Raw genomic sequence first — 26,329 nt, 5'->3', positions numbered from 1 at the left:
GGGCGGGTGACGCCCAAATACCCAGCAGGTGGAGGCCGGTATGCGTGCAGTGGTGATCGATGGGGCGGGTGGACCCGAGGTGCTGTCGGTGCAGGAGGTCCCCGACCCGGTCCCGGGCGAGGACGAGGTGCTCATCGACGTCGTCGCGGCCGGGCTGAACCGCGCTGACGTGCAGCAGCGCCGCGGCTTCTACCCGCCTCCCGACGGGGCATCCCCGATCCCGGGCCTCGAGGTGTCGGGCCACGTCGCGGACCCGGGGACGTCGGCCTTCCACGAGGGGGATGCCGTCGTCGCCCTGCTGGCAGGCGGCGGCTACGCGGAGAAGGTGGTCGTGCCGTCCGGGCAGGTGGTGCGGGCGCCGGAGGGAGTGGGCCTGCTCGAGGCCGCCGCTCTCCCCGAGACGGCCGCGACCGTCTGGTCCAACCTCGTGCTGCAGGCCGGACTCGAGGAGGGCGACGACATCCTGATCCACGGTGCATCCGGAGGGATCGGCGTGATGGCCATCCAGGTGAGCCTCGCCCTCGGGGCCGTGCCGCACGTGACGGCCGGGTCCACGGCGAAGCTCGGTGTCGCCCGCTCCCTCGGTGCCCGGACGCTGATCAACTACCGGGAGCAGGACTTCGTACAGGAACTCCGGACGGCGACCGCCGGTAGGGGAGCGGACGTCATCCTCGACGTCGTCGGTGCGAAGTACCTGGCGCGGAACGTCGAGTCCCTGGCGACCGGCGGGCGTCTCGTGGTGATCGGGCTGCTGGGCGGGACGACGGCGGAACTGGACCTCGGCACCCTGATGGGCAAGCGGGCGAGTATCGCTGGCACCACCCTGAGGGCGCGGCCCGTCGGCGAGAAGACGGCCATCATGGCTGCGGTCCGCGACTGCGTCTGGCCGCTCGTCGCCTCGGGTGGCGTGCGGCCGTTCGTCGACCGCGTGTTCCCCCTGGAACAGGTCGCGGAGGCGCACACCTACTTCGATGGGGGCGAACACACCGGCAAGATCCTGCTGTCGATGCGCTAGGCGCCCGCGGCGGCCGACCGCGCACCGCGCTGCGCGGCGTGGAGCGCCAGCACGAGAGCGATGCCGACCGCGGCGCCGATGACCGTCTCGATCGCCCGGTCCGCGAGGAGACCGGCCGGGTCGGTCGGGTGCGCCAGTTCGGTGCTGACCAGGGCGAGCGGAGTGACGAACGCCTGCGCGAGGGCGTACTGCCGCAGGACGAACATCTCAGCGGCGAACTGTGCGACGGCGATGACGACGACAAGCTGCCACGCTGCAAGCCCGGGCAGGAGGACCAGGGCGGTCAGGACGAGCCCGGCGAAGGTGCCGAGGATCCGCTGCAGGCCCCGGTTGACCCGTGCCCGTGCGGACTGCCCCACGAGCGGGACGGTCGCGGCGACCATCGCCCAGTACGAGTGACCGATCCCGAGCGCCGTCGCCGTGCTGCCGGCGAGCAGGGCTGCCACGACGTAGAGGCCGGATTCCCGGCCCAGAGCCGCCAGGTGGTGGGCGGTGGGCCGGCCGGTGCCTCCCCGGGTCCAGCCGGTCCGGTGCTTCGGCCACAGGGCGCCCGACTGCCCGAGGAGCACCGCGAGTCCCACGGTGGCGACCGCCGTGGCGAGCCCCTGCCACAGGGGAGGCTGCCCGGGCACGGAGGCGATGGCCGCGAAGGCGAAGATGTGGAACAGCGAGCCGCCCGGACGGAGGCGGAACAGACCCGCCGCGAACGTGCCCAGCCCGGCGACCGCGCTGGTGAGCAGCACGAGCGTCCACGGTCCGACATCGGCGTGGGCGGTCAGCGCGGCAGCGAGGACCACCGCGAGCATCAGCCCGCCGCCGCGCAGCTGCGTCGCAAGGCGTTGCCGGTGAGGCTCGTTGCGGCCGTAGATCCCGGCGAACGCGCCGAACGTGGCGAAGATCGCGAGATCCAGGCGCCCGAGCACCAGGACGAGGAACAGCGGGATCCCCACGCCGGCCGCGCAGCGGAGCGCAGGATGGTGGTCGTCGGCGGAGGGGGCGATGCTCACGAGGTCGCGGAAGAGAGGCACGGACTGCGGGCTTTCGGTCGAAGGGATCGACGGCGCCGCTGGCATCGGGTGGCTCAGGCCACCGATCAACTTTACGCCCGTCCCGGTCCGATCGTCAGCACCGGCGGAATCACCAGCCTCCTTCCGGTGGCCGTGCGCCTGTGGAAGGGTGGCAGGACAGCCAACCGGAAGGAGTAGGACGGTGACCACCACCCAGCACGGCCACGACGGCGACGAGGGCGGCCTGCCGCGGGCGGCCGACAGCTTCGCCGAGAACCTCGGCGACCAGGTGCCCGACGGCGTCGACAACGGACCCACGGACGACGCCGACGAGCCGGCCGACGACCGCACCCGAACCCACTCGAGCATCAGCGAGGGCATGAACGCGAACGACGACGACGAGCCGCCCGCCGTGCTCGACGACGGCCTCGACGGAGGCAGTCACGGCTCCTCCTGATGGGGAGGACGGAAGCGCCGGCCACTCGCCGCACGGGCACGTGCGTTCGGCGCTTCCGAGGGGTTCGGGCGCTTGCCCTGTGACGCAGCCCTCACTAGGTTGCTACCTTCGTGTGCATCACACTTCCGCACCCGAGGAGCATCATGAGCAAGAAGCAGAACGGGTCCCACCGGCACGCCGACGTGCTGGCGACGGATCCGGACCTGCCCGCGGTCGCCGTCGACCCGCAGCAGGCCGAAGCAGAAGACCGCCGGTGGACACCGGCGAAGATCGCACTCTGGGTAGGCATCGCACTCCTCGGCGGAATCGCCTGGACGATGCTCGCCATCGTCCGCGGAGAGACCGTCAACGCCATCTGGTTCGTCTTCGCCGCGGTCTGCACCTACCTCATCGCCTACCGGTTCTATTCGAAGTTCATCGAGCGCAACCTCCTGAAGCCCGATGACCGGCGCGCCACCCCCGCCGAGTACAAGGCCGACGGCAAGGACTACGCCGCCACCGACCGCAGGGTCCTCTACGGCCACCACTTCGCCGCCATCGCCGGCGCCGGCCCCCTCGTGGGCCCCGTCCTCGCAGCGCAGATGGGCTACCTCCCCGGAACGCTCTGGATCATCATCGGCGTGATCTTCGCGGGCGCCGTGCAGGACTACCTCGTCATGTTCTTCTCCATGCGCCGCGGCGGCCGTTCCCTCGGCCAGATGGCACGCGAGGAACTCGGCGTCATCGGCGGGACCGCGGCCCTCATCGCCACCCTGACGATCATGATCATCATCGTGGCCATCCTGGCGCTCGTCGTCGTGAACGCGCTCGGAGAGAGCCCGTGGGGTGTCTTCTCCGTCTCCATGACCATCCCGATCGCACTCTTCATGGGCGTCTACCTCCGCTACCTGCGGCCCGGCAAGGTCACCGAGGTCTCCCTCATCGGCTTCGCCCTGCTGCTGCTCGCCATCGTCGGCGGCGGCTGGATCTCCGAGACCGCCTGGGGCGTCGAGATCTTCACCCTCGACCGCATCACCATCGCCTGGGGCATCATCATCTACGGCTTCATCGCCGCCGTCCTTCCCGTCTGGCTCCTGCTGGCTCCGCGCGACTACCTCTCCACCTTCATGAAGATCGGGACGATCATCATGCTCGCGGTCGCGATCGTCATCACCCGCCCCGAGATCAGCGTCCCCGCCATCACGCCCTATGCGACCTCCGGCACGGGCCCCGTCGTCGCCGGCACGCTGTTCCCGTTCCTGTTCGTCACGATCGCGTGCGGCGCCCTCTCCGGGTTCCACGCGCTGATCTCCTCGGGCACGACCCCCAAGATGATCGAGAAGGAACGCCAGACCCGGTTCATCGGGTACGGCGGAATGCTGATGGAGTCCTTCGTGGCCATCATGGCGCTCGTCGCCGCCCTCTCGATCGACCGCGGCATCTACTTCGCCATGAACTCCTCGGGAGCGGCGACCGGAGGCACCATCGAGGGAGCCGTGACCTTCGTCAACGGCCTCGGGCTCACGGGCGTCAACCTGACGCAGGAGGCACTCAGCACGATGGCCTCGAACGTCGGCGAGGAATCGATCGTCTCCCGCACCGGCGGCGCCCCGACCCTCGCGGTCGGTATCGCACAGATCATGCAGGGGGTCTTCGGCGGCTCGGGCATGATGGCGTTCTGGTACCACTTCGCCATCATGTTCGAGGCGCTGTTCATCCTCACGGCGGTCGACGCCGGCACCCGCGTTGCGCGCTTCATGCTGCAGGACAGCATCGGCAACTTCGTGCCCCGCTTCCGCGACACCTCCTGGCGGGCGGGCGCGTGGATCTGCACGGCCGTCATGGTGGCCGGCTGGGGGGCGATCCTGATCATGGGCGTCACCGACCCCCTCGGCGGCATCAACACCCTCTTCCCGCTCTTCGGCATCGCCAACCAGCTGCTCGCGGCCATCGCGCTCGCGGTGTGCATGGCGATCTGCGCCAAGAAGGGCCTCTTCCGGTTCCTGTGGATCCCGGCCCTGCCGCTCGCCTTCGCGGCAGTGGTGACCATCACGGCGTCGTTCCTGAAGATCTTCTCGCCGGTGCCGGCCATCGGTTACTGGGCGCAGCACACGGCCTTCAAGAACGCGCTGGCGGCCGGTGAGGAGAGCTTCGGCACGGCCACGAGCGTGGCCGCCATGGAAGCGGTGGTGCGCAACACCTTCATCCAGGGCACGCTGTCGATCATCTTCGTGGTGCTGTCGATCATCGTCATCGCGACGGCGATCCTCGCCACCATCCGGGCCTACCGGCACGGCGGCGGCAAGGAGAACGAGGACACCCCGGTGCCGTCGCGCATCTTCGCACCCGCCGGCCTGATCGCGTCTCCCGCCGAGAAGGAGCTCGAGGCGCAGTGGTCGGCCCTGGAGCCCGGCAGGCGGCCGGCGAGGACGGGGCACTGATGACCGTCCCACAGGTCCTGCACCGGGCACGCGACACCGCTCGCGAGCTGGCCTGGCTGTTCAAGGGCGTGATGGGGGAGAACGCCTACCAGGCGTATCTCGACCACCACGAGCGCACGCACCCCGGCGGCCTCCCGATGACCGAGCGTGAGTTCTGGCGGGACAAGACCGACCGCCAGGACGCCAACCCCGAAGGCCGCTGCTGCTAGGCAGCCGCCTCCTCCACGAAGCCCGGCGCGATCAGCGCCGGGCTTCGTCGTGTCCGGAGGCCGCCGCCACGGTACGGGAGCAAGGCCGGATCCGACGTGCCCGCCTTCCGGCGGTTGTGGGAGCATAGCGTCATGACTGAACAGCAGCCAGCCAGTCCCTTCGATCCAGCCCCCGGGGTGTCGCCCGGCACGCCTGAGGATCCCCGGCAGGGTGGCGGCAGCGAGGCTCCGGCGGACAACCGCCCGACATCGCTCGCGGAGCTCGTGGACGAACCGGCGAAGGTCATGCGCATCGGCACCATGCTCAAGCAGTTGCTGGAAGAGGTCCGCACCGCACCGCTCGACGACGCCGGCCGCACCAGGCTCGCCTCCATCCACGAGCGCTCCGTCAAGGAACTCGAGGACGGCCTCGCACCCGAACTGGTCGAGGAACTGCACCGGATCAACCTGCCGTTCGACAGCGAGTCGGTGCCCACCGACGCCGAACTGCGCGTGGCCCAGGCGCAGCTCGTGGGCTGGCTCGAGGGTCTCTTCCACGGCATCCAGGCGGCGCTGGCAGCGCAGCAGATGGCGAACCAGCAGCTCGCGGCCCGCCTCCAGTTGCGCGAGCTCCCTCCGGGCACCGTCATCGCGCCCGGGGTGGTCATCGGCGAGGACGGCGAGCCGAAGCGGACCCCGCCCGTGCGCCAGGCCCAGGCGGCCAGGGCGGACAGCCACGGGCCCGGCCAGTACCTGTAACGCGTAGGTGGCATTCTTCGCAGCAGCTCGACAGGGACGGAAGGACGACGCCGAACTCGGGACAGGGGTCTGGCGTCGGGCCCATGACCGCTTCCGCCGTGGGCTGGACCGCTACCACCAGATCCTCGAGGGCATCGAGGACGACGACGTCTACAACGAACTCGTGGTGATCGCCGACGACCTCGGCGCCATGCTCCCGCGCGTGCGTGCCGTCTGCACGAGCGCCCAGGCCTCGTCGCCGAGCACCGGCCTCGACATCCCCGGCGCACTCCTGCAGGTGCACCGCGCCCTGTCGCGTGCGGGCAATACCCTTGCGACGACCGCCGAGGCGGCCGCGATGACCCGGCTCGACGGCGAGCGGTGGGGCATCGCGTCCGCGGGGCTGGACAACGTGCGCCGCCGGGCCCAGCTCGTGGCGGACGACGTCGAGGAGGCCGAACGGGCGATGCCGGGCGGCCGGCCGCAGGGTCAGTAGAACAGCAGGGTGCTCCCCGGCGCGACGGCGATGTCCCAGACCTCCAGGTCCTGGCCGCCGCACACGCCGCGGCCCCCGGTCGGCACTCCCCGGATGAAGGGAGCCGACCGGTACTCGTCCACATAGGGGTAGCCGCGCTCGTTCAGCACGGTCAGCACGCGCCGCTCCGCCTCGGGGTCGCGGTCGGCGGAGGCCCGGGACGGCTCGCGCAGGTAGGCGGAGAAGCCGTCGGGCCAGCGGATCAGGACGGAGCGGCCGTTGAACTCGAACCAGACGCATGCCCCGCCCGCCCCGGTGCCCGCCCGGAACGTCCCGAGCAGGCTCTGCGGCAGGTTCTGGGCGTCCCGTCCCTCGGCCGGCCGGATGCCGACGATCGATTCCGGGTCCAGGGAGCCCGGAGCCGCACCGCTCGTCGCGAGCGGCAGCTCATCCTCCGGCATCGCATCGATGGCATCGCGCAGCTCGTCCGGAAGCACCGCCGGGTCCCCGGCGATCGTCGTCGCTTCCCCTGTCCGGCGGTCGGCCAGGGTGAGCACCGAGCCGTCGCCCTCGACCGGGCTGAGCACGCCGCCCGCGTCGCGCACCAGGAACACGAGCTGGTGTGGCGGGAAGAAGTTGCGGCTGTAGGGGCGCTCCAGGGTGCTCCGGCCGGTGACGTCGAGGGTCAGTACGTCCGGGTCCGCCTCGCCCTTCACGATCTGGACCACGGGGGCCCGCTGCAGGATCCGCATCTCGCCGTCGACGACCGTCGGTTCCACGCTGGTGGCGGCGATGACCGCGACCACGTCCGCGAGTCCGAACAACCGTGCCGCCCTGCCGGCGGGACCGGGTGCGGTCCGGGGCACGAGCGCTACGGCCAGGGCCGCGACGACCAGGACGAGGCACACCGCACCGACGACGGTCTGGATCCGTCGACGGCGTACCGGACCCCGCCCGTCTGCAACCGGCATCGGCCCGCCGTCCGGTCGGTCGACCGGTATCGGCCGACCGACGGTGCGGCTCTCCCCGGTGACGGCGGCACCGGGGAGGCTGCTGCGGCTGTGCTCGAGCTCCCGGTCGGGCAGGGTGCGGGCCGGGTCGACGGCGGCGAGGACGGCCGGCAGCGCCACGTCCGGGGCCGGCCCCATGGACAGCATGCCTGCGCACCTGGCCTCGACGGCGGGAAGCTGACGCACGTCCTGCCCCGCGGCCCGGGCAGCGTCCCCGGCGCTCAGGCCGTCCCAGTGAAGCAGGAGCAGGAACTCCCGCTCGCCGGGGGAGAGTGCCGCGAGTGCGCCGTAGAGGGGTGAGGTGCTGGGGACACGGGGTGGCAGGTCCTGAGGGACGTACCGTTCGAGGGCTGCCCGGGCCGCCAGCAGGACCGGTACGACGTCGGCAGCGGTGGCGGGCTCGATGTCGGGCTCGGTGTCGAGGACCCCGACGGCCTCCAGCGCTGCCGCCGAGGCGAGCCGCACCGACAGCGAGCGCCGGAAGGCATACCGGAAGGCGTCGTCGTGCAGCACGGCCCGCCGCCCGTCCCGCGTCGCGCGCATCGTCCGCACCCCCGCCTCCGGCCCGGTGCCGCCGTCCGGCGATACCACGCAGGCTGATAGTTGTCGGTGGGAACAGAAATAAATGGGAAGTGCCGTTGGTTCCCGCCTGTATGACTACTTCACCAAACCTTACGTTCAACGACGGCCAGATCATCCCCCAGCTCGGGTACGGAGTGTGGCAGGTCGAGGACAGCGTCGCCGAGGACGTCGTGGGCAAGGCCTTCAAGGCCGGCTACCGGCACATCGACACCGCCATGATCTACGGCAACGAAGCCGGCGTGGGACGCGCCATCGCCTCGTCCGGCCTCAGCCGGGACGAACTGTTCATCACCACCAAGCTGTGGAACGCGGACCAGGGCTACGACAGCACGCTCAAGGCGTTCGACGCGTCCATGGAGCGACTGGGACTCGAGAGCCTGGACCTGTACCTGATCCACTGGCTGCAGCCCAAGCAGGGCAAGTACCTGGGCACGTGGAAGGCGTTCATCGAACTGCAGAAGCAGGGTCGCGTGAAGAGCATCGGCGTCTCCAACTTCACCGTCGGGGCCCTCGACGAGATCATCGAGGCGACCGGAGTGGTGCCCGTCATCAACCAGGTCGAGACCCACCCGTACCTCAACCAGTCCGAGCTCCGCGCCTTCGAGGCGGAGAAGGGCATCCTGCACGAGTCGTGGTCGCCCATCGGCTCCGGCAAGGGACTGCTCGACGACGCCGTGCTGCAGGACATCGCGCAGAAGCGGAACGCCACACCGGCGCAGGTCGTGCTCGCCTGGCACGTAGCGCTCGGCAATGTCGTGATCCCGAAGTCGGTCACGGAGTCGCGCATCATCGAGAACTGGGAGTCGCTCGACGTGAAGCTCGAGGACGAGGACATCGACGCCATCAACGGCCTCGACAAGGGCGCCGCAGGCCGCATCGGCGCTGATCCGGCGACGTCCGACTTCGCCTAGGCCGCCCGCAGGCACCGCCTGCTGCACGGATGACAGGAGCCGCCCGGCGACGCCGGGCGGCTCCTGTCGTATCCTCCGGTGGTCAGGCGGCCTGGGTCAGCGCCGCGCGCAGCGGGTAGTCCGACCCCTCGAGGACCACCTGGGCGCACCGCCCGGTGGCAGGATCCAGGACGATCGGCGCCGCCAGGTTCACCGTGGTGCCGCCCGGGGCGGGATTCGCGACGACGAAGAGGTGGGCTTCCGGCACGTCCGGTCCGAGCACGTCCCGCTGCGCGTCCGAGAAGCGCGGGCTGTAGGCCGGGACGTACGTCGCGGCGTCGAGCAGGAACAGGCGCACGCCGGTGTCGTCGGCGGAGGTGAGGGTGAACAGCCCGTCGGCTCCCTGCACCTCCTCGAGGCGGAACTCGGTGCGCGGCGCGAGGCCCGGGGGAGGGGTCACGAAATCGGCCCTCATCGCAGGAAGTCCATGAGGGAGGGCTGGAGGACGCGCGCCGAGACGGCGAGGGCGCTCTGGTAGGCGGTCTCCTGCAGTTTGAGGTCCAGGATGATGGACGCGAGGTCGATGTCTTCCACGGCGGCGCGTTCTCCTTCGAGTGCCAGCGAGGCGTCGGCGACGGTGTCCTTGGCTTCGAGGAGCCGTGCGTGGCGTGTGCCGATCTCGCTGTGATGTGCGGTGAGGTCCTTAATGCGTTGCTGGAGTGGCGCGAGGTGGACGGACACGTCCCTGCCGGCGCGCAGGTCGGCGGCGATGGTGTCCAGCAGGGCGAATGCCGAGCCGGCGCCGCTGCCGAAGACCGCGGCCCCGTCCGCATCGACGCGCACCGTCCGGTCCGGTCCCACCCGTCGCTCGACCGTCCCGCCGGCGGGGAACGTGAGGTCCGCGCCGAGGGCGGTGGGGGCGTCCGTGTTCCCGGCGAACAGGAACCGGCCCGCATAGGTCGCGTTGGCCTGTGCCGCGAGGTCGCTCCGCAGGGATTCGATGTCGAGCGCGAGGGCCTCGCGGGCCGCCGGCGGCAGCGAGGAGTTGGATCCCTGCAGCGTGAGGTCGTTCACCCGGTCCAGTGCGCGCTTCGAGGTCGTCATCGCGTTGTCGAGCTGGGCCAGCCAGCCCTCCCCGTTGGAGATGTTCCGCCCGTACTGTTCGGTGGCGCGGATCTCCGCACGCACACGCAGTGCCTCGGCCGCCCCGGCAGGGTCGTCGGACGGGCGGCTGATGGCCTTCTGGCTGCTCGCCTTCTCCTGCAGGTCCGCGAGTCGTGCGAGGTTGGACTGCAGGGAGCGCTGGGCTCCGTGCAGCATGGTCTGGTTGGTGACGCGTGTGATCATGGTGGCCTTCCCCTAGCGTCCGACGATTCCCATGCGGTTGATGAGGACGTCGAGCATCTCGTCGACGGCCGTCATCACGCGCGCAGCGCCCTGGTAGGCGTGCTGGTACTCCAGCAGGTTGACCTGTTCCTCATCCATGCTGACGGAGGTGGCGCCGAGCTGCTGCTGCAGTGCGGTGGTCGCCGACACCTCGGCGAGCGCGTTGCCCTGCAGTTCCATCCGTGCCGCAGCGCCGAGGTCGGCGACGAAGGCGGACCAGGCGGCATCAGGGGAGCCGGTACCGGTGCCGATCCCGGAGATCGCATCGGCGACCGAGCCGTCGTAGGCGCCTGCACCGGGAGCACCCGCGGCGAGGTCCCCGAGCCGGACCGGGAGGACCGTCAGGGACGCGGCTGCACGGTCCGGCTGGTAGGCGAAGAACGGACCCTTGCCGGCGCCGCTGTGGAGCGTGTTCACCTGGTCGGCGAGCTTCGCGGCGAACGCGTCGTACCCGGCAGCGGCCTGCGCCAGCGCTCCTCCGGCGTCGGCGGGGGCGAGGAGCGAGAGCGTCGCTGCCAGTTCGCCGCTCTCGACGCCGGCGGAGGCGCCCGGCCGGTGGGTCCACTCGACCTGGACGGTGCCGGCGCCGTCGAACCGTGCCGGTCCGGTGACCTGCAGGGCGCGCGCCGTGGTGCCCGAGACCAGCGCGTTGCCGGCCAGCAGGACGTCGGCGGTGCCGTCGGTGTTGTCACGGACCGTGGCGCCGGTCAGCCCGGCGAGTGCGGCCGTCAGGGTGGTGCGGCGGTCCAGGAGCTCGTTGGCGGAGGTGCCCGAGGCGACGGCGGACCGGATCTGCCGGTTCAGGTCGGCGACCTGCGTGGCGGCGTCATTGACCTCGGTGACGAGGGCGCCGGCCGAGGAGCGGAGCGAGGCCCACTGGTTCTCGACATCGCGGTATCCAGCCGAGACGCGCGCCGTGAGTTCGCCGGCCGCGGAGAGCAGGGAGGACGCCGAGGCGTCCTTCTCGGGATGGTTGGACAGTTCCTGCCAGCCTGCCCAGAAGCCCTGCAGGGAGGCGGAGACGCCATGGGTGCCCGGCTCGCCCAGGCTGCCCTCGAGTGCAGAGTAGGCCTGGGCACGCACGGCGGTGTAGCCGGCTGCGCCCGCGGTGGTGCGGACCCGCGCCTCGAGATGGACGTCGTTGAGCCTCGCGATGCCCTCGACGAGCACACCCTCCCCGGCCCGCGTCCCGCTCGTGAACATCGTGGGACGGACCGGGGCCGCGGCCGAGGTCTCGAGCCGCTGGCGCATGTAGCCCTGGGTGGTGGCATTGGCGATGTTCTGCCCTGTGACGTCGAGGCCGGCCCGCGCGGCGGCGAGGCCGGAGTAGGCAGTGTTGAGTCCGCTGAAAGTGCTCATCGTCCCGCTAGAGGTCCTTGTTGAGAAGGGTCGGTCGGCCATGGCCCTGGGTGGTCACACCATCGGCCGCGTAGGTGCCCGCGCCCGTGTTGATGCCCGCCAGGGTTTCCTGCGTGGAGCGGCTCGCCGCCCGGAGGAACTGCTGGTTGCTGTCGCGGACCGCGGCGATCTGCGCCACGAGGACCGTCATGGCCCGGAGATGGTCGGCGAGGAGTTCCCCCCACGGCCCCTCCGGGGCGGCTGCCGCGAGTTCACGGAGACTGGCGCCGTCGTGGATACCCCACTCCGTCGCGACGCCGGAGGCGTGCACTGCGCGTGCGAGTCCGGTGTCGCGCAATCGCCCGAGTACCTGCTCCACCTCACGGGTGGCATGGTGCAGCCAGCGCGTCTTGCCGGAGGTCAGCAGGAGCTGTTCCTCCTCCAGCTTGAAGACGAGGAGTTCGAGTAGTTCACGCTCCTGCCAGAGCAGGGCGGAGAGATCCTGGGCGCTCACGGTGCCACCTCCTTTCCGGTGCCACGGGACGGGTGGAACCGGAAGAACTATCGGCAGGGCCCGGTGCGATGTAAGGCCGCCGGGCGTGTCGTCGACAATCTACCAGTCGGGGCCTATCCGAGGAGGGGGCTCCCCGATACGACCGGGGAGTGCCTGGTGATCCAGGGGGCCACCTCGGCGGCAGGGAGCGGCCGGGCGAAGTGGAAGCCCTGGGCGAGATCGCACCCCAGTGCGCGCAGCTCCACCAGCGTCTCCTCGTTGTCGACCCCCTCCGCCACCACCCGCAGGTCGAGGCTGTGCGCCAGGTCGATGATGGAGCCCACGAGCCCGCCGGCGCGTCGATCCGAGCGCATGGCGGTGATGAAGGACCGGTCCAGCTTCAGTTCGTCGGCGGGAAGGTCACGCAGGTACGCCAGGGAGCTGTAGCCGGTCCCGAAGTCGTCGATCGACACCTGGATGCCGTCGGCGCGGAGCCGGGCGAGGATCTTCGCGGAGCGGGCCGGGTCGGCCATCAGCATGTCCTCGGTGATCTCGAGCGTGAGGCACCCGGCGGGCATGTGGTGCCGCTCGAGAAGCGTGCGGACCTGTCGGGGCAGGCCGGGCTGGATGCAGGACCCGGACAGGTTCACGGCGACGCTGATCGTCAGCCCGTCGGCACGCCAGCGCGAGACCTGGTGCACGGCGGCCTCGAGCACGAGCGTGGAGAGCTCGGGCATCAGGCCGGCCTCCTCGGCGAGGGGGAGGAACGACGTCGGGGGCAGCTGCCCGATGACGGGATGGTTCCAGCGGATCAGGGCCTCGACGCTCGTGACGGCGTCGTCCGGCAGGTGCACCTTGGGCTGGTAGTGCAGCTCGAACTGGCCCTCGGCCAGCGCCGTGCGGAGCTCCTGCAGCGTGCGCAGCTTCCGTGCGCCGCCGTCGTCGTCCAGGGAACTGTAGAGATGGTGGCCGCTGCGCTCGGACTTGGCCCGGAACATCGCGATGTCCGCCTTGCGCATCAGGAGCTGGATGTCGGTGCCGTTCTCCGGTGTGAGGGCGATGCCGATGCTGACCCGAATGGTCAGGGCGGCCGTGCCGATCCGGACCGGTTCCAGGAGTTCCGCTTCCAGGCGCCGTGCCACCTTCAGGGCCTCCTCCCGGGTGACGCCGTCGAGGAACACCGCGAATTCGTCCCCGCCGAGGCGCGCCAGCAGGTCGTTGGGCGTCAGTGGCCGGGCGAAGCGCTCACCGACCTCGACGAGGAGGGCGTCCCCGACATCGTGGCCCAGGGCGTCGTTGACGTCCTTGAACCGGTCGAGGTCCAGGAAGAACAGGGCACCGGAGCGCTGTCCGCCGAGCCGACCGCCGAGATCCCGGACGAGCCCCCGGCGGTTCGGCAGGCCCGTCAGGTCATCCGTGGTCGCGAGGGCGGCCAGCAGGCGGTTCCGGAACAGGAGGGGCGCCGCGGCCAGGAGGACGGTGAGGGCGGCGAGGACCTGGGCGAGGGGCGCGATGGGCACCTGGCACCCGATGAGCAGGACGGACACGGCCGAGCCGGTGGCCACCATCAGCATGGTGACGGCGGGGAGGCCGCGGTCGTGGTGGCGGAGGACCGTGCCCGCTCGGGCGACGCCGTCGATCCACAGGGCGATGGCCACGATTCCCAGGATCCAGCCGGCGTCGATCACCGATCCGGCGCTGTACCCGTTCGTGCCCAGCGCGTAGGCGATGTCCGCGGCGGCGAAGAGCATCAGACCGGCCACGAGCAGCGGCCAGCGCGGCCCGAGATCGAGCCCGCGGGAGGTCATCAGGCCGCCGATGGTACTGATCAGCAAAAGATCCAGAAGGGGGTAGACGACGACGACCACCATCTCGAAGGTCGTGCTGCTGCCGGCTCCGGCCTGCAGGACCGGCGCGAGGAGCATGGCCATGACGGACGCGGCGGCCAGGGCTCCCACAAGGCTGTCCAGGAGCAGGGGCCAGGTGAGGCCCCTCAGCTTCCGCACGGTCATCACGAGGGTGCCGAGCATCAGCGGGTAGAACGCGAAGTACGCGACATCCGCAGCGGACACGACCGCGAGGGAGTGCTGCCCCTGCAGCACCAAGAGATAAAAGGCGTCGCCTGCCGTGTAGACGGCCACCGCCGCGGCGCCGAGCCCCACCTGCCACTGCGAACGGCACCGTGCCAGGACCGCGACGACGCAGACGGCGACAGCGGCGAGTTCCGCGGTGATGCCGAGCCACACCCCGACGACGTCGAACGGTGCCAGGTCGCCGAGCAGGAGACTGACGACATACAGTGCCGCAACGACCAACGCCGCGATGACGGGGACCCGGGAGATCCTCACCCGTGGGGCGCCATCCCTACCGATCTCAGGCGCATCAGCAGACACCGGGTACTTCCTCTCCTCAAGGATCAGGAACCTGATCATCGAAGACACTAAGGCTGTGATGCGGGCACGATCCCCGGTCCGGCCTCCCAGGGCCCAACCCACAGGGAAAACTGGGCGTTTGTTGCGTCGATCTGTGCCCGTCGAGGAATTCGGGAAAAAAGTTCTTCCGATTCCTTACATCCCGGAACGGACCTCCGATAGCTACTGGTGCCGGCCCATGGATGGGCAGGCGTTCGCAGCCCTTTCACGGAGGAATACATCATGGGTTTCCAGATCAACACCAACACCGCGGCCAACACCGCATACCGCAACCTCTCCAGCACCCAGAACGACATCTCGAAGTCGCTCGAGAAGCTGTCCAGCGGTCTCCGCATCAACCGCGCAGCCGACGACGCCGCCGGCCTGTCCATCGCCGAGGGCCTGCGCTCGCAGGTCAACGGCCTCGGAGTTGCAGCCCGCAACGCCCAGGACGGCATCAGCGTCGTGCAGACCGCTGAAGGTGCGCTGACCGAGGTCCACAGCATCCTGCAGCGCGTCCGCGACCTCGCGGTCCAGTCGGGCAACGACTCGAACAACGCGGACGCCCGCACGGCCATCAAGTCCGAGGTCACGGCGCTGTCCGAGGAGCTCACCCGGATCGGCAACTCGACGAACTTCAACGGGACGAACCTCCTGGACGGCAGCGCTACGCTGACGTTCCAGGTCGGCGCAGGTAGCACCGCGGCGAACGACCAGATCGAGGTCGACCTGTCGGGCGCGGACATCAAGACGCTCGGTACGACCATCGGTGCGCTGAACTTCGACACCGCGGCGAACGCACTGACGACCATCGCAGCACTGGACACGTCCATCAAGGACATCTCCACCTCGCGCTCCGAGCTCGGTGCCGTGCAGAACCGCTTCGAGTCCGCGATCAACAGCATCAACGTCTCGCAGGAGAACCTCTCTGCCGCCGAGTCCCGCATCCGCGACACCGACATGGCGAAGGAGATGGCGAGCTTCACCCGCTCGAACATCCTGTCGCAGGCCGGTACCGCGATGCTGGCCCAGGCCAACCAGATGAACCAGGGTGTCCTTCAGCTCCTCCGCTAGACGGTGAGCTCGTAGGCGAAAGGTGCACGGGGCGGGACCGATCCTGGACCGAGAGGTCCCGCCCCGTGCATTCGCCTGACCGACGGCACTCCAGCCGGTAGACCCTGATACACCGTCCCAGCCCCCGAGAGGTAGACCCATGGCGTTCTCCATCGACGGCATCGCCAGTGGGCTGGACACCACGAACATGATCAACCAGCTCATGCAGCTGGAAGCACGCCCGCAATCGATGCTCAAGGCGAAGGCGACCTCCACGCAGGGTTTCATCACCGCCCTGCAGCAGCTCAACACGCGGCTCGGATCCCTGACCGAACTCGCCACCAGGACGGCGAAGCCCGGAGCCCTCGACGTCTACAAGGCCACCGCCACCAGCGACTCCGTCACCGCGACGGCCACCTCGACGGCGGCCGCAGGCTCCCTCGACTTCTCCGTGAAGCAGCTGGCACAGTCCCAGTCCTCCGTCACGGGTGCGATGACGGCCTTCTCGCCGACCGCGACCACGCTGACCCTGCGCGCGGCGGACGGCACCACCACCGAGGTGAGGACCACCGGCACGCTCGACGACGTCGTCGCCTCCGTCAACAAGGCCGGTGCCGGCATCACCGCCGCGAAAGTGGGCGCCGGGACGAACGCCGACGGCGTACCGCAGTACCGGCTCCAGTTCACCGCGACGGAGTCCGGTGCCGAGCACGGCTTCGCCGTCTTCCGTGGAACGGCCGACGAGGTCACCGCCGGCACCGCGACCGACCTCTTCACGGAGACCGGAGCGGCGACCGTCCGAGCCGCCCAGGACGCGGAGGTGGTCCTGTGGGGCGGGACAGCCGCGGAGCAGGTGGTGACGTCGGCATCGAACACCTTCGCCGACATCCTGCCGGGTGTCTCCGTCACCGTCAGCAGGACCACCACCGAGCCGGTCTCCGTGACCGTCTCGCGCGACGCCGAGGCCACCACGAAGGTGGCGCAGGAGCTCGTCGACGCGCTGCGCAGCGTCTTCTCCTTCGTCGACACCAATACCAGGGTCACACCCGGCACGACCGCCGGTGCCGCGCCGATCTCGGGCCGGTTCACGGGTGACAGCGCCGTGCGGGGCATCGCCCAGTCCGTGCTCACCGCGGCGACCGCGCCCGTCGGCGGGACGTCGACGTCGGAGTTCGGCATCACGCTCACCCGCTCCGGGACCGTCGAGTTCGACGCCGAGAAATTCGCCGCCGCGCTAGCGAAGGACCCCGCGGGCACCAAGGACGTACTCATGCAGCTGTCCGCCCGGGTGGCGGATGCCGGCAAGGCAGCCTCGGACAAGTACGACGGCGAACTCACGCGCCGCATCACGAGCCAGGAATCGACGGTCCGCAACCTCAACGACCGCGTGTCCGACTGGGACCAGCGGCTCGAGAAGCGGCGCGCGACGCTCGAACGCACCTACTCGGCGCTCGAGGTCCAACTCTCACAACTCCAATCACAGGGGGACTGGCTGTCGTCACAGCTGGCGAACCTCCCCACGACCGGAAGCTAGCTCCAGATGCTCCAGATGAACGGTTACCAGGCCAAGCGCTCGCAGTACGTCCAGGACGCCGTCCTGTCCGCGACACCCGCGGGGCTGCTGACGATGCTCTACGACAGGCTGCTGCTCGATCTCGCCCGTGCCGGCGCAGCGCAGGAGGCAGGGGAGTGGACCGTCGCCTCGGAGAACCTGCTGCACGCCCAGGACATCGTCGGCGAACTGATGTCCTCGCTCCGCACGGACATCTGGGACGGCGCCACGGGACTGATGGCCCTGTACGCCTTCGTGCGCCAGACCCTCGTCGAGGCCAATGTCACGCGGGACCGCACCAAGACCGCCGAGTGCGCCGAGGTGCTGGAGCCGCTGCGCCAGGCCTGGCACGAGGCTGCCCGCACGGGCCAGCCGGCCGACGTCGCACCTTCGGACCACGACGCGCCGAGGGCCCTGGGAGTACTCGGCATTGGCTGACGACGCACGGCCGGCGGAGCACGCCCGGCCCACCGACACGGCAGCCCTCCTCGCCTGGACCTCGGTCCTGGACGCGCTGGAGGCGGCCGTCGACGACGCCGCGGCCGGTGACGTCGCGCCCACCGCGCTCATGCGGCAGACCGCGGTTCTCGGCAGCTGGACCCCGCCGGTCGTGGACGGCCCCATCCCCGGCGCCCTGGTGGCACGCGCCCGGCGCATCAGCGAACGCCAGCGCGCCGCACTCGCCCGCCTGACCGCCGAAGCCGGGACCCTGCGGCGGCATCGTTCGGCCCTCGGCTCGGTCCAAGCGGCCACGACGGCGCAGCAGTCCGCCGTCTACGTCGACGTCACGGGCTGAAAGTTCCTCCCGGAAGTACCTAACGACTGCCCGGAGACCATCCGATAGTCGCCACCGAGCATGGATCGCTCACCCCCCAGGCCATGGATCGGCCGCTCAGCCTTTTTCCAGAAGGTCCTGCCGCCGTGCTCGATTCCGTGTCCTCGCTCGCCCTCCGCAGCGCCCTCGATGGGCTCGCCCTGCGCCAGCGCGTGACGGCGAACAACATCGCCAACGTCAACACCCCCGGCTTCCACGCGCAGCGCGTGGACTTCGAGGACGCCCTGGCACGCTCGGTGTCGATGGGGAACGGCAGCGTCCGGGCCACCACGGACACCTCCCTCGAGCCGACCCGGCTCAACGGCAGCAACGTCAACCTGGACACCGAGACCCTCTCCAACATCGACACCGTGCTGCGCTTCCAGTTCGCCGCACGCGCCGTCGAGGGCCCCTTCACCAGCATCCGCACGGCCCTGAGGACCTCCTGATGACCTTCGACGCCATCGGGATCTCCGGCACCGGCCTGACGCTGCACCGCAAGTGGCTCGACGCCGTGGCGGACAACATGGCCAACTCCAACACCGTCACCTCCACCGACGGCGCGGCCTTCCAGCAGCGCTACATCACTGCGCGGGCCGACGAGAACGGCCAGGGCGCCTACGTGGCGGGGGCCGAGTTCGGCAGCGCCGAGGGCCGCCTGGTCCACGAACCCGACCACCCGCTCGCGGACGAGGACGGTTACGTCCGTTACCCCGACATCGACATGAGCGCCCAGATGGGCCAGCTCATCATGGCGCAGCGCGGCTACCAGGCCAACGCCGCCGTCGTCGACCGCGCCAAGGCCACCTACGAAGCAGCCCTCCAGATCGGACGCTCCTGATGCCCGTTCCCGCCATCGGCGCGGTCCAGCCCGTCGCCACCTCCTACCTGCCGTCCGCCGGTGCGGTGTCCGACGCCGGAGGTTCCGGCTTCGCGACGTCCCTCACCTCGGCGGTGGACAACCTGCAGTCCCTGCAGTCGACGTCGAACGGGCTCGCCGTGCAGGCCGTCACCGGCGACCTCACCGACATCCACAACGCCACGCTGGCTTCGACGCGCGCCCAGGTGACGCTCGAACTCGTCGCGGCCGTCCGCAACAAGGGCGTTGACGCCTTCAACGAGATCATGAGGATGCAGGCCTGATGCCCACGCCGATGTCCACCGCCGCAACCCGCCTCGGGGATGCCGTGAAGAGCTTCACCATCGCCCAGCGCACCATCGCCATCATCGGCGTCGCCGTGCTCGTGCTCGGCGGTATCGCGCTCACCTCCTGGCTCTCCAAGCCGTCCTACACGCCGTTGTTCTCCGGGCTGAGCGGTGAGGACGCGAGCACCATCGTCGACCAGCTCCAGACCGACGGCGTGCCGTACGAGCTCACGAGCGGAGGCGGCACCATCCTCGTGCCGGAGAACGCCGTGTACGACCAGCGGATCAAGGCCGCCTCCTCAGGCCTGCCGTCGTCGTCCACCGGAGGCTACTCCCTGCTCGACGACATGGGGGTCACGTCCTCCGAGTTCCAGCAGTCCACCACCTACAAGCGTGCTCTCGAGGGCGAGCTCGCCGCGACCGTCTCGGCGATCGACGGCGTCAAGACCGCCACGGTCCGTCTCGCCATCCCCGAGGACACCGTCTTCGTGGCCGAGCAGGGCAAGCCGACCGCCTCCGTCTTCGTCGAGACCAATCCGGGTGCAACCCTGTCCAGCGACCAGGTGCAGGCGATCACGCACCTCACCTCCGCCTCGATCGACCGCATGGACGCGGCGGACGTCGCCGTGATCGATGCCGAGGGCCGCGTGCTCTCCGCCGTCGGTGTCGGCGCCACCGGCGGGACGGACCAGCAGGCCTCCGACTACGAGAAGCGCGTCCAGGGTTCCGTGCAGGCCATGCTGGACCGCGTGGTCGGTGCCGGCAACGCCACCGTGGCCGTGGCCGCGGACATGAAGCTCGAGAGCGCGGAGCGTGTCGAGGAGACGTTCACGACGCCCGAGAACGCCCCTGCCCTGAACGAATCCACCACCACCGAGGCCTACGAGGGAGCCGGCGGCGGCAATGCCGGCGTCCTCGGCCCGGACAACATCGCGGTGCCCGAGGACGGCGCGGCCGGCGACGGGACGTTCAACTCCGAGTCGAGCACGCGCAACAACGCCGTGAACAAGACCACCGAGTCCACCACCGTGCCCGCGGGCGGGATCAACCGCCAGACCATCTCCGTCGCCGTGAACCGGGGCGCCACGGCCAACATGGACGTCGCGGCCCTGACGGCGCTCGTCGGCAGCGCCGCTGGTGTCGACGCGGCCCGCGGGGATGTCGTGACGGTCGAGGAACTGCCGTTCAACCAGGCCGGTGCGGATGCCGCCGCGGACGCCCTCGCCCAGGCGGAGGCGGCGCAGGCGGAGCAGCAGCGCGCCGAGCTGATCCGCACGCTGTCCATCGTCGCGGCCATCCTGCTCGTCGCCATCGTGGCGCTGATCATCTACGCCCGCCGGTCCCGCCGGCAGCGGCGCGAACCGCTGGACCTCGGCGAACTGCAGGGCGTCTACCCCGCGATCCCCGGCCCCGTGGCACCCGCGATCGATCCCGCCGTGGGACTCCTCAGCGCCGTCGAGCCCGCTCCCAGCACCACCACGATCGACGTCGCCGCCGTGCAGCAGGCACTGCAGGCAGGGTCCGCGGAATCGGACCTGGAGCGCATGCGCGCGGACATCGACGCCCTCGCATCCCAGGACCCGGCGAAGACCGCCGAGTTCCTGCGCAGCATGATGGATGACAGGCAGAGCGTATGAGCACCGTCGCACGCACATCGGTGACGGGTACGCAGAAGGCCGCGATGGTCCTGATGCAGCTCGACCAGGGCAGGGCCGCCGAGATCCTCAAGCAGATGTCCGAGGCCGAGGCCGAGGAGATCGTCGCGGAGATCGTCCGCCTGCGGCGGGTCGAGCCGGCGGCCGCGGAGGAGGCTCTCGCCGAGTTCCACGAACTGACCATCAGCGGCCGGCACCGGACGCGCGGTGGCATGGACGTGGCCATCGGCCTCCTCGAATCGTCCTTCGGTGCCGAACGTGCAGCCGGCGTGGTGGGCCGCCTCGCCTCCACCGCAGCCGGCCGGTCGTTCGACTTCCTCGACAGCGTGGAAGCCGGCCAGATCCAGACCGTCCTCGAGGGCGAGCTGCCGCAGACCATCGCCCTCGTCCTCGCGCACCTCAAGCCGGAGCGCGCCTCCGCCGTGCTCGCCGGGCTCAACCCCTCGAGCCGCACCGACGTCGCCCAGTGCATCGCGACCATGGGATCCGCGACCCCCGAGGCCGTGTCCGTGGTGGCGGACACCATCAAGATCAGGGCCGGTGGCGTCGCCGCACCGCGCCACGGCATCTCCGCGATCGGCGGCATCCAGCCCCTCGTGGACATCATCAACCGGGCCGACGTCCTCACGGAACGCGAGCTGCTCGACGGCCTCGAGGACCGCGATCCCGCCCTGGCCGAGGAGGTGCGCGCCCGCATGCTGACCTTCGCGGACATCGTGAACCTCGAGCGCCGCGACGTCCAGCAGGTGCTGCGCGGCATCGACTCCGCGGTGCTCGCCCTCGCGATGAAGGGCGCCGCCGAGGCCGTGGTGACAGTGATCCGGGCGAACGTGTCCGAGCGGAACCGGGAGATCCTCGACGACGAGATCCGCGGCGTCGGGCCGGTCCGCATCTCGCAGGTGGAGGAGGCCCGCGCCGAGGTGGTGCGTGCCATCCGCGACCTCGAGGCGCAGGGCGTCATCACGATCCAGCGCGGGGACGAGGACGAGTATGTCGACTGATGCACTGACCCCCGTCACCTTCCCGTACCTCGGCCGGGGTTCCGGGCAGGCCGCACACGACACCGCCGTGGCGCAGGGCCACTCCGCCGGCTATGCCGACGGGCTGGCGCTCGCGCGCGCGGAACTCGCCGAGCGCAGGGCTCGGCTCGAGGCCGAGGCCGCGTCCGCACGCCTGCAGGCGGAGGCCCTGCTCGCACAGCGGCTGCGGGTCCTCGACGCCGCGGCGCGTGCCCTCGAAGCCCGGACAGCGCCCGTGCTCGACCAGGCCCGGGAGCGCATCCTCGACGCCGCCTTCGGCATCACCGAGGCCCTGCTCGGGCGCGCCCTGGCCGACGGTCCGACGTCCGCCCGGAACGCCGTCGCGCGTGCCCTCGAGGGTGCGGACGGCGAGGACGTGCGGGCCGTCCGCCTGCACCCCGCCGACCTCGCCCTGCTGGCGCCGGGTGACGCTCCCCAGGGCGTGACGCTCGTCCCCGACGCATCCCTGGGCAGGGGCGATGCCGTCGCCGAGTGCACGAACGGGTCCATCGACGCGCGGCTCGGTACCGCCCTCGCGCGGGTCCGCACCGCACTGGCGGGAGGGACGGCGTGACGCTCGCCATCGACGACGCCGTCCGCCTCGCCCGCCTCGCGGCCGCACCCCAGCGCGTGGGACGCGTCGCCTCCGTCGTCGGCCTCGGCGTCGACGTCGTGGGACTCGACTGTGCCATCGGGGACCTCGTGACCATCGGCGACGACGCACCCGTGGACGCCGAGGTGGTCGCCGCCTCCCTGACCGGGCTGCGCTGCATGCCCTACGGCCATCTCTCCGGCATCCAGGCCGGAGCGCCCGTGCGCGCCCAGGGTGCACCCCTGCTGGTGCCGGCGGGGCCCGGACTGCTCGGGCGCGTGCTCGACGGCGTCGGCCGGCCCATCGACGGACGTGGTCCGCTCACCGACGTGACCTGGGTGTCCCTGGACAACACGCCGCCCGGAGCCCTCGAACGCACGCGCATCACCGAGCCCCTGCAACTCGGCGTGCGGGTGATGGACACGCTCACCACCGTGGGCCGCGGGCAGCGCATGGGACTCTTCGCGGGATCCGGCGTCGGCAAGTCCTCCCTGCTCTCGATGATCGCCCGGGGCACCGACGCCGCCGTCTCGGTGATCGCCCTCGTGGGCGAGCGCGGCCGCGAGGTCCGGGACTTCCTCGAGGACGACCTCGGGCCCGAGGGCCTCGCCCGGTCGATCGTCGTGGTCTCGACCTCGGACGAGCCCGCGCTCCTGCGCCTGCGCGCCGCCTTCGTCGCCACGCGGATCGCCGAATCCTTCCGCGACGGCGGCGCCGACGTCATGCTCATGATGGACTCGCTGACGCGCGTCGCCATGGCCCAGCGGGAGATCGGCCTCAGCGTCGGCGAGCCCCCCGCAACCCGCGGGTACCCGCCGTCCACCTTCTCCCTGCTCGCCCAGCTCCTCGAACGCGCGGGGACCGGGGCCGTCGGCTCCGTGACCGGGATGTACACAGTGCTCGTGGACGGCGACGACCACAACGAGCCGGTCGCCGACGCCGCGCGGTCCATCCTCGACGGGCACGTGGTGCTCGACCGCAAGCTCGCCGTCGCCGGACATTTCCCGTCCATCGACCCCCTCGCCTCCATCTCCCGCGTCGCCTCCCGTGTCACCACGCGCGAGCAGGCCGGCGCAGCCGGTGCACTCCGCAGGACGCTGGCCGCGCGCAAGGCCGCCCAGGACCTGATCGACGTCGGCGCGTACCACCGGGGGACCAACCGGCTGGTGGATGCCGCCGTGGACCACGAAGCCGCGATCAACGCCTTCCTGCAGCAGCGCATGGACGAACAGACGCCGTCCGGCGACGCCTGGAACCGCCTCGCCCACCTCACCGCATCGATGGGAGTCTCCTGATGCCACGACAGTTCCCCCTCGCCGGCCTGCTCCGGCTCCGACAGCTGCGTGAGGACGAGGCCGCAGGGTCGCTGGCCGCCGCCAACGAGCGGCTGCGCGCCTCGCGGGCCCGCACGGACGGCATCAGCGATGCCCTCGACGGCACGGACGTCAACCCCGCGGAGTCCGCGTCCCTCTACGCCGTGGCCGCTGCTCGTGCCTCCGCGCGCAGCACGCTCGCCGACCTCCACGCCCTCGAGGCCCAGCTCCAGGCGGACCAGGAGCGTGCACAGGACCACTACCGGGCCGCACGCGCGGCGACCGTGGGCCTCGAGAAGCTCGAGACACGGCACCGGGACACCGAGGCGACGGCGCTGCTCGGCGCCGAGCAGCGCGTGCTCGACGAGATCGCTGCCGCCGGCCGGCGGCAGCACACAGCAAAGGACCGGACATGACGATGACCGACGCGGTGGGCCGCATCCAGCAGATCCAGTCCACCCTCACCATGCTCTCCGCCCCGGTGGCGCGGACGCAGGCCGGCGCCACCACCGGTTCGACGACAGTCGCCGGTTCGACGACGGCCGCCGGTACCCCTGCGGCGTCTGCGCCGACGGCCTCCGCGGACCTGTTCGCCGACGCCCTCGCCGGCGCCGCAGCACCGTCCGCCGTGGCGGATACCGGAAGTGCCGCGGGTGCCTCCGGTGCCGCGCCGCTGCCTGCCCCTGCCTCGGCCGACGCCGCCCGGCTCATCGAGGCGGCGCGCACGTACGAGGGCGTGCCCTATGTCTGGGGCGGTACCGATCCGGCCTCGGGCCTCGACTGCTCGGGGTTCGTGCAGCGTGCCTATGCCGACATCGGCATCCAGATCCCGCGTGTGACCTGGGACCAGATGAACGCGGGGACGCACGTCCCGTCCCTCGCCGAAGCGCAGCCCGGTGACCTCCTGTTCAGCCACGACGGCGGACACGTGTCCATGTACCTCGGCGGAGGCAAGGCGATCGACGCACCGCAGCCGGGCCAGACCGTGGCGGTCCGCGACATGTGGGAGACGGACGCGAACATCACGACCATCCGCCGCATCCTGCCGGCAGCGCCGGAGGGCGCCGCCTCCGTGGCACCAGCAGACCTCGCCGCCGCCTCCGTGGCGCCGGCGTCCGCGGCGCCGGGCGCTGCCGATACCGCGTACGCGGCCCAGGCGGCGTTCCTCGCGAGCATGGCGCGATGAGCCCCGTGCAGCTTTCCCCCTCCACGGCGCCGGCCCGCGACGCCGTGCATGTTCCCAGGCTGTCCTCCGGTGCGCGGGGCCCGGCCGACGGCGCATCCTCGTTCGGTGAGCTGTACCGCCGCCACGCGGCGGACCGTCCCGGCCCGGGTCCCGTCCCTGCCGGTCCGCGCCTGTCCGCGTCACCGTCCGCCTCCCCGTCGGCTCCGTCCGACGCGCCTTCCGCCGTGTCGACACTTTCCGCCGTGTCGGCTCCGTCCACAGCGTCGGACTCCACGACCGCGACCGTACCGGGTGCCGTCCCTCCCGCCGGAACGGCACCTGCCGCCCCCGATGCCGGAGGCAGCGTTCCTCCGCCTCCGGTCGACGGCACCGCTGCCCCCGACCTGCCGGCGACGCCGCCCCCTGCTGTCCAGGCTCCGGCTCCGTCGGCGGGTGCGCCGGTGGGCGGAGCCGTCGTTCAGAGGATCGGGAGCCCGTCCGCCGGACCGGGAACGGCATCGGCTCCTGCGGCATCCGCTGTGGCATTCTCCGCGACGAGCACGGCGAGCACGGCGAGCACGACGGTCCCGACGGCCGAGCCCCGTTCCGCCTCGACTGCAGGACCGTCGGACGGGGGAGCGGTGCTCGCCGCGCCGGAGGTGACGGCCGATGTCGTGGCTGGGGCGCAGCCGGATCTCCCGACGTCCGGAGCGACGGCGTCGACGGCCACCCCGGACGCCGCTCCCGGCGGTGTCCCCGCAGCAGCGGGGGCGTCCAGCGCACCCGGCGGTGGAGCCGGAACCGGGATCGCCATGTCAGGCTCCCCGTCGGATCCCGTGGACCAGGCTCCGACAGCGACGGGCACCTCTCGAACCGTCTCCGCCCCGCGCGCCGGCGTCCCGAGCGAGCAGGTCTCGGCGCCGGCGGGCACCTCAGGGTCGGTCAGCCCCGACGCGACCGGTCCGGACGTGGTCAGCCCCGACGCGACCGGCCCCGACGTGACCAGCGGCACGGGCGGCGCCGCGCCGTCGGCCGCGGTGCCGGATGTGCCCGCGGCGCCGGCCGACACCGGTGCTGTCCCTCCGTCCGCCATGCGCATCGAGATGCCGGTCGCCGCACAGCCGACAGCCGCAGCCCCGGGCGGCGCCACGGAGTCGCAGGCGCCCGTCCGCGCAGGGACCGCACCGCTGCCCCAGCAACTCGGCACCCCCGCCTTCGCGCTCGCCCGGGCCGCAGCCGATGCCCCGGGCGGTACGAGCACCATCACCGTCACGGTCGCCCCCGACGACCTCGGGCCCATCACCATCCGCGCGAGCATCTCCGCGGACGGCACGAGACTCGAGTTCTTCTCCACCACGGACGGCGGCCGCGACGCCCTCAGGCAGGCGCTACCCGACCTGCGGCGCGAGGCGTCGTCGTCGGGCCTGTCCGCGTCGCTCGACCTCGGGACCGGCACTCCCGACGACGGCAGGGACGGGCCGCGGGACGACAGGCCGCGGCACGCCCCGCCCGGGGGAGAACGACCAGTGCCGACCCCCATCCCCTGGACCGGCCGCCCCGCAGCGGGCTCCCCGATCCTCGACCTCTTCGCCTGATCCGGAAGGACTGCC

29 protein-coding genes are annotated in these 26,329 nt (G+C 71.2%); 21 read left to right on the top strand and 8 right to left on the bottom strand.

Translation table 11 applies throughout. The features are described 5' to 3' along the window. Positions 1-40: 40 nt before the first annotated feature. Positions 41-1,015, top strand: coding sequence for an NAD(P)H-quinone oxidoreductase (locus AC0Z9V_RS12565; protein WP_485141718.1), 975 nt, complete (start codon positions 41-43; stop codon positions 1,013-1,015). Here the strand turns inward: AC0Z9V_RS12565 and AC0Z9V_RS12560 are convergent. Further along, positions 1,012-2,043, bottom strand: coding sequence for an FUSC family protein (locus AC0Z9V_RS12560; protein ID WP_485141717.1), 1,032 nt, complete (start codon positions 2,041-2,043; stop codon positions 1,012-1,014). The two genes, AC0Z9V_RS12565 and AC0Z9V_RS12560, sit on opposite strands and share 4 nt — an antisense overlap. Before the next feature lie 181 nt (positions 2,044-2,224). Here AC0Z9V_RS12560 and AC0Z9V_RS12555 point away from each other — a divergent pair, with 181 nt between their 5' ends. The 5 genes from AC0Z9V_RS12555 (at position 2,225) to AC0Z9V_RS12535 (ending at position 6,321) form a co-directional block, all read left to right on the top strand. After that, the gene (locus tag AC0Z9V_RS12555) at positions 2,225-2,479 is read left to right on the top strand and encodes a hypothetical protein (protein ID WP_485141716.1); all 255 of its coding nucleotides are present in this window, start codon (positions 2,225-2,227) and stop codon (positions 2,477-2,479) included. A 143-nt stretch (positions 2,480-2,622) separates the two neighbouring features. Beyond that, positions 2,623-4,899 carry a carbon starvation CstA family protein gene (locus AC0Z9V_RS12550; protein WP_133080378.1) on the top strand — a complete coding sequence of 759 codons (2,277 nt, stop codon included), beginning with the start codon at positions 2,623-2,625 and terminating at the stop codon, positions 4,897-4,899. Continuing rightward, positions 4,899-5,108, top strand: coding sequence for a YbdD/YjiX family protein (locus tag AC0Z9V_RS12545; RefSeq protein ID WP_133080379.1), 210 nt, complete (start codon positions 4,899-4,901; stop codon positions 5,106-5,108). The genes AC0Z9V_RS12550 and AC0Z9V_RS12545 overlap by 1 nt, the downstream gene beginning before the upstream one ends. 132 nt (positions 5,109-5,240) lie before the next feature. Continuing rightward, a complete protein-coding gene (locus AC0Z9V_RS12540; protein ID WP_459268897.1) occupies positions 5,241-5,846 on the top strand; it encodes a bacterial proteasome activator family protein in 606 nt (201 codons plus the stop codon). Positions 5,847-5,853: 7 nt separating this feature from the next. Next, complete coding sequence (locus AC0Z9V_RS12535) at positions 5,854-6,321, top strand: hypothetical protein (protein WP_459289257.1); 468 nt, start codon at positions 5,854-5,856, stop codon at positions 6,319-6,321. Here the strand turns inward: AC0Z9V_RS12535 and AC0Z9V_RS12530 are convergent. Continuing rightward, positions 6,315-7,901 (bottom strand): hypothetical protein, encoded by a 1,587-nt coding sequence (locus AC0Z9V_RS12530; protein WP_485141715.1) that lies wholly within the window; start codon positions 7,899-7,901, stop codon positions 6,315-6,317. The two genes, AC0Z9V_RS12535 and AC0Z9V_RS12530, sit on opposite strands and share 7 nt — an antisense overlap. A 62-nt stretch (positions 7,902-7,963) precedes the next feature. Between AC0Z9V_RS12530 and AC0Z9V_RS12525 the strand changes: the two genes are divergently transcribed. After that, entirely contained in the window at positions 7,964-8,803 is an 840-nt protein-coding gene (locus AC0Z9V_RS12525) for an aldo/keto reductase (RefSeq protein WP_485141714.1), read from the top strand. Between the two features lie 82 nt (positions 8,804-8,885). Here the strand turns inward: AC0Z9V_RS12525 and AC0Z9V_RS12520 are convergent, their stop codons facing one another. From AC0Z9V_RS12520 to AC0Z9V_RS12500, 5 genes are all read right to left on the bottom strand, one after another. Beyond that, positions 8,886-9,257: a flagellar assembly protein FliW gene (locus AC0Z9V_RS12520; protein ID WP_133080384.1), complete on the bottom strand. Its 372-nt coding sequence runs from the start codon at positions 9,255-9,257 to the stop codon at positions 8,886-8,888. Next, positions 9,254-10,129 carry a flagellin N-terminal helical domain-containing protein gene (locus tag AC0Z9V_RS12515; RefSeq protein WP_485141713.1) on the bottom strand — a complete coding sequence of 292 codons (876 nt, stop codon included), beginning with the start codon at positions 10,127-10,129 and terminating at the stop codon, positions 9,254-9,256. The genes AC0Z9V_RS12520 and AC0Z9V_RS12515 overlap by 4 nt, the downstream gene beginning before the upstream one ends. Positions 10,130-10,141: 12 nt before the next feature. Next, the gene (gene flgK, locus AC0Z9V_RS12510; protein WP_485141712.1) at positions 10,142-11,527 is read right to left on the bottom strand and encodes a flagellar hook-associated protein FlgK; all 1,386 of its coding nucleotides are present in this window, start codon (positions 11,525-11,527) and stop codon (positions 10,142-10,144) included. 7 nt (positions 11,528-11,534) lie between these two features. Further along, the gene (locus AC0Z9V_RS12505) at positions 11,535-12,020 is read right to left on the bottom strand and encodes a flagellar protein FlgN (protein ID WP_459268901.1); all 486 of its coding nucleotides are present in this window, start codon (positions 12,018-12,020) and stop codon (positions 11,535-11,537) included. A 113-nt stretch (positions 12,021-12,133) separates the two neighbouring features. Further along, positions 12,134-14,347: a putative bifunctional diguanylate cyclase/phosphodiesterase gene (locus AC0Z9V_RS12500; protein WP_485141711.1), complete on the bottom strand. Its 2,214-nt coding sequence runs from the start codon at positions 14,345-14,347 to the stop codon at positions 12,134-12,136. A gap of 306 nt (positions 14,348-14,653) precedes the next feature. Between AC0Z9V_RS12500 and AC0Z9V_RS12495 the strand changes: the two genes are divergently transcribed. From AC0Z9V_RS12495 to AC0Z9V_RS12435, 13 genes are all read left to right on the top strand, one after another. Next, positions 14,654-15,484, top strand: coding sequence for a flagellin N-terminal helical domain-containing protein (locus AC0Z9V_RS12495; protein ID WP_133080389.1), 831 nt, complete (start codon positions 14,654-14,656; stop codon positions 15,482-15,484). Positions 15,485-15,623: 139 nt separating this feature from the next. After that, positions 15,624-16,997 (top strand): flagellar filament capping protein FliD, encoded by a 1,374-nt coding sequence (fliD, locus tag AC0Z9V_RS12490; RefSeq protein WP_133080390.1) that lies wholly within the window; start codon positions 15,624-15,626, stop codon positions 16,995-16,997. Between the two features lie 15 nt (positions 16,998-17,012). Beyond that, positions 17,013-17,453, top strand: a complete 441-nt coding sequence (fliS, locus tag AC0Z9V_RS12485) for a flagellar export chaperone FliS (protein WP_485141710.1) — start codon at positions 17,013-17,015, stop codon at positions 17,451-17,453. After that, the gene (locus AC0Z9V_RS12480; RefSeq protein ID WP_133080392.1) at positions 17,446-17,811 is read left to right on the top strand and encodes a hypothetical protein; all 366 of its coding nucleotides are present in this window, start codon (positions 17,446-17,448) and stop codon (positions 17,809-17,811) included. The genes fliS and AC0Z9V_RS12480 overlap by 8 nt, the downstream gene beginning before the upstream one ends. Positions 17,812-17,936: 125 nt before the next feature. Continuing rightward, positions 17,937-18,278, top strand: a complete 342-nt coding sequence (locus AC0Z9V_RS12475; protein ID WP_485141709.1) for a flagellar basal body rod protein FlgB — start codon at positions 17,937-17,939, stop codon at positions 18,276-18,278. Further along, a complete protein-coding gene (locus AC0Z9V_RS12470; protein WP_133080394.1) occupies positions 18,278-18,670 on the top strand; it encodes a flagellar basal body rod protein FlgC in 393 nt (130 codons plus the stop codon). Before AC0Z9V_RS12475 ends, AC0Z9V_RS12470 begins: the two co-directional genes overlap by 1 nt. Then, positions 18,670-18,972, top strand: a complete 303-nt coding sequence (fliE, locus tag AC0Z9V_RS12465; protein ID WP_133080395.1) for a flagellar hook-basal body complex protein FliE — start codon at positions 18,670-18,672, stop codon at positions 18,970-18,972. The genes AC0Z9V_RS12470 and fliE overlap by 1 nt, the downstream gene beginning before the upstream one ends. Continuing rightward, on the top strand, positions 18,972-20,612 hold the full coding sequence (gene fliF, locus AC0Z9V_RS12460) for a flagellar basal-body MS-ring/collar protein FliF (RefSeq protein WP_485141708.1): 1,641 nt from the start codon (positions 18,972-18,974) through the stop codon (positions 20,610-20,612). The genes fliE and fliF overlap by 1 nt, the downstream gene beginning before the upstream one ends. After that, a complete protein-coding gene (gene fliG, locus AC0Z9V_RS12455) occupies positions 20,609-21,631 on the top strand; it encodes a flagellar motor switch protein FliG (protein WP_133080397.1) in 1,023 nt (340 codons plus the stop codon). Before fliF ends, fliG begins: the two co-directional genes overlap by 4 nt. Beyond that, positions 21,621-22,223 (top strand): FliH/SctL family protein, encoded by a 603-nt coding sequence (locus tag AC0Z9V_RS12450; protein WP_485141707.1) that lies wholly within the window; start codon positions 21,621-21,623, stop codon positions 22,221-22,223. The genes fliG and AC0Z9V_RS12450 overlap by 11 nt, the downstream gene beginning before the upstream one ends. After that, positions 22,220-23,536 (top strand): FliI/YscN family ATPase, encoded by a 1,317-nt coding sequence (locus tag AC0Z9V_RS12445; RefSeq protein WP_133080399.1) that lies wholly within the window; start codon positions 22,220-22,222, stop codon positions 23,534-23,536. Before AC0Z9V_RS12450 ends, AC0Z9V_RS12445 begins: the two co-directional genes overlap by 4 nt. Beyond that, positions 23,536-23,970, top strand: a complete 435-nt coding sequence (locus AC0Z9V_RS12440; protein ID WP_485141706.1) for a flagellar export protein FliJ — start codon at positions 23,536-23,538, stop codon at positions 23,968-23,970. Before AC0Z9V_RS12445 ends, AC0Z9V_RS12440 begins: the two co-directional genes overlap by 1 nt. After that, positions 23,967-24,740: a C40 family peptidase gene (locus tag AC0Z9V_RS12435; RefSeq protein ID WP_485141705.1), complete on the top strand. Its 774-nt coding sequence runs from the start codon at positions 23,967-23,969 to the stop codon at positions 24,738-24,740. Before AC0Z9V_RS12440 ends, AC0Z9V_RS12435 begins: the two co-directional genes overlap by 4 nt. A gap of 457 nt (positions 24,741-25,197) precedes the next feature. Here AC0Z9V_RS12435 and AC0Z9V_RS12430 read toward each other — a convergent pair whose 3' ends face one another. After that, positions 25,198-25,533 (bottom strand): hypothetical protein, encoded by a 336-nt coding sequence (locus AC0Z9V_RS12430; protein ID WP_485141704.1) that lies wholly within the window; start codon positions 25,531-25,533, stop codon positions 25,198-25,200. Here AC0Z9V_RS12430 and AC0Z9V_RS12425 point away from each other — a divergent pair. Further along, entirely contained in the window at positions 25,532-26,314 is a 783-nt protein-coding gene (locus AC0Z9V_RS12425) for a flagellar hook-length control protein FliK (RefSeq protein ID WP_485141703.1), read from the top strand. The two genes, AC0Z9V_RS12430 and AC0Z9V_RS12425, sit on opposite strands and share 2 nt — an antisense overlap. Positions 26,315-26,329: the final 15 nt, after the last annotated feature.

It is taken from the genome of Arthrobacter sp. UYP4 (assembly GCF_057291175.1).
This window is presented reverse-complemented; position numbering and strand designations above follow the sequence as displayed.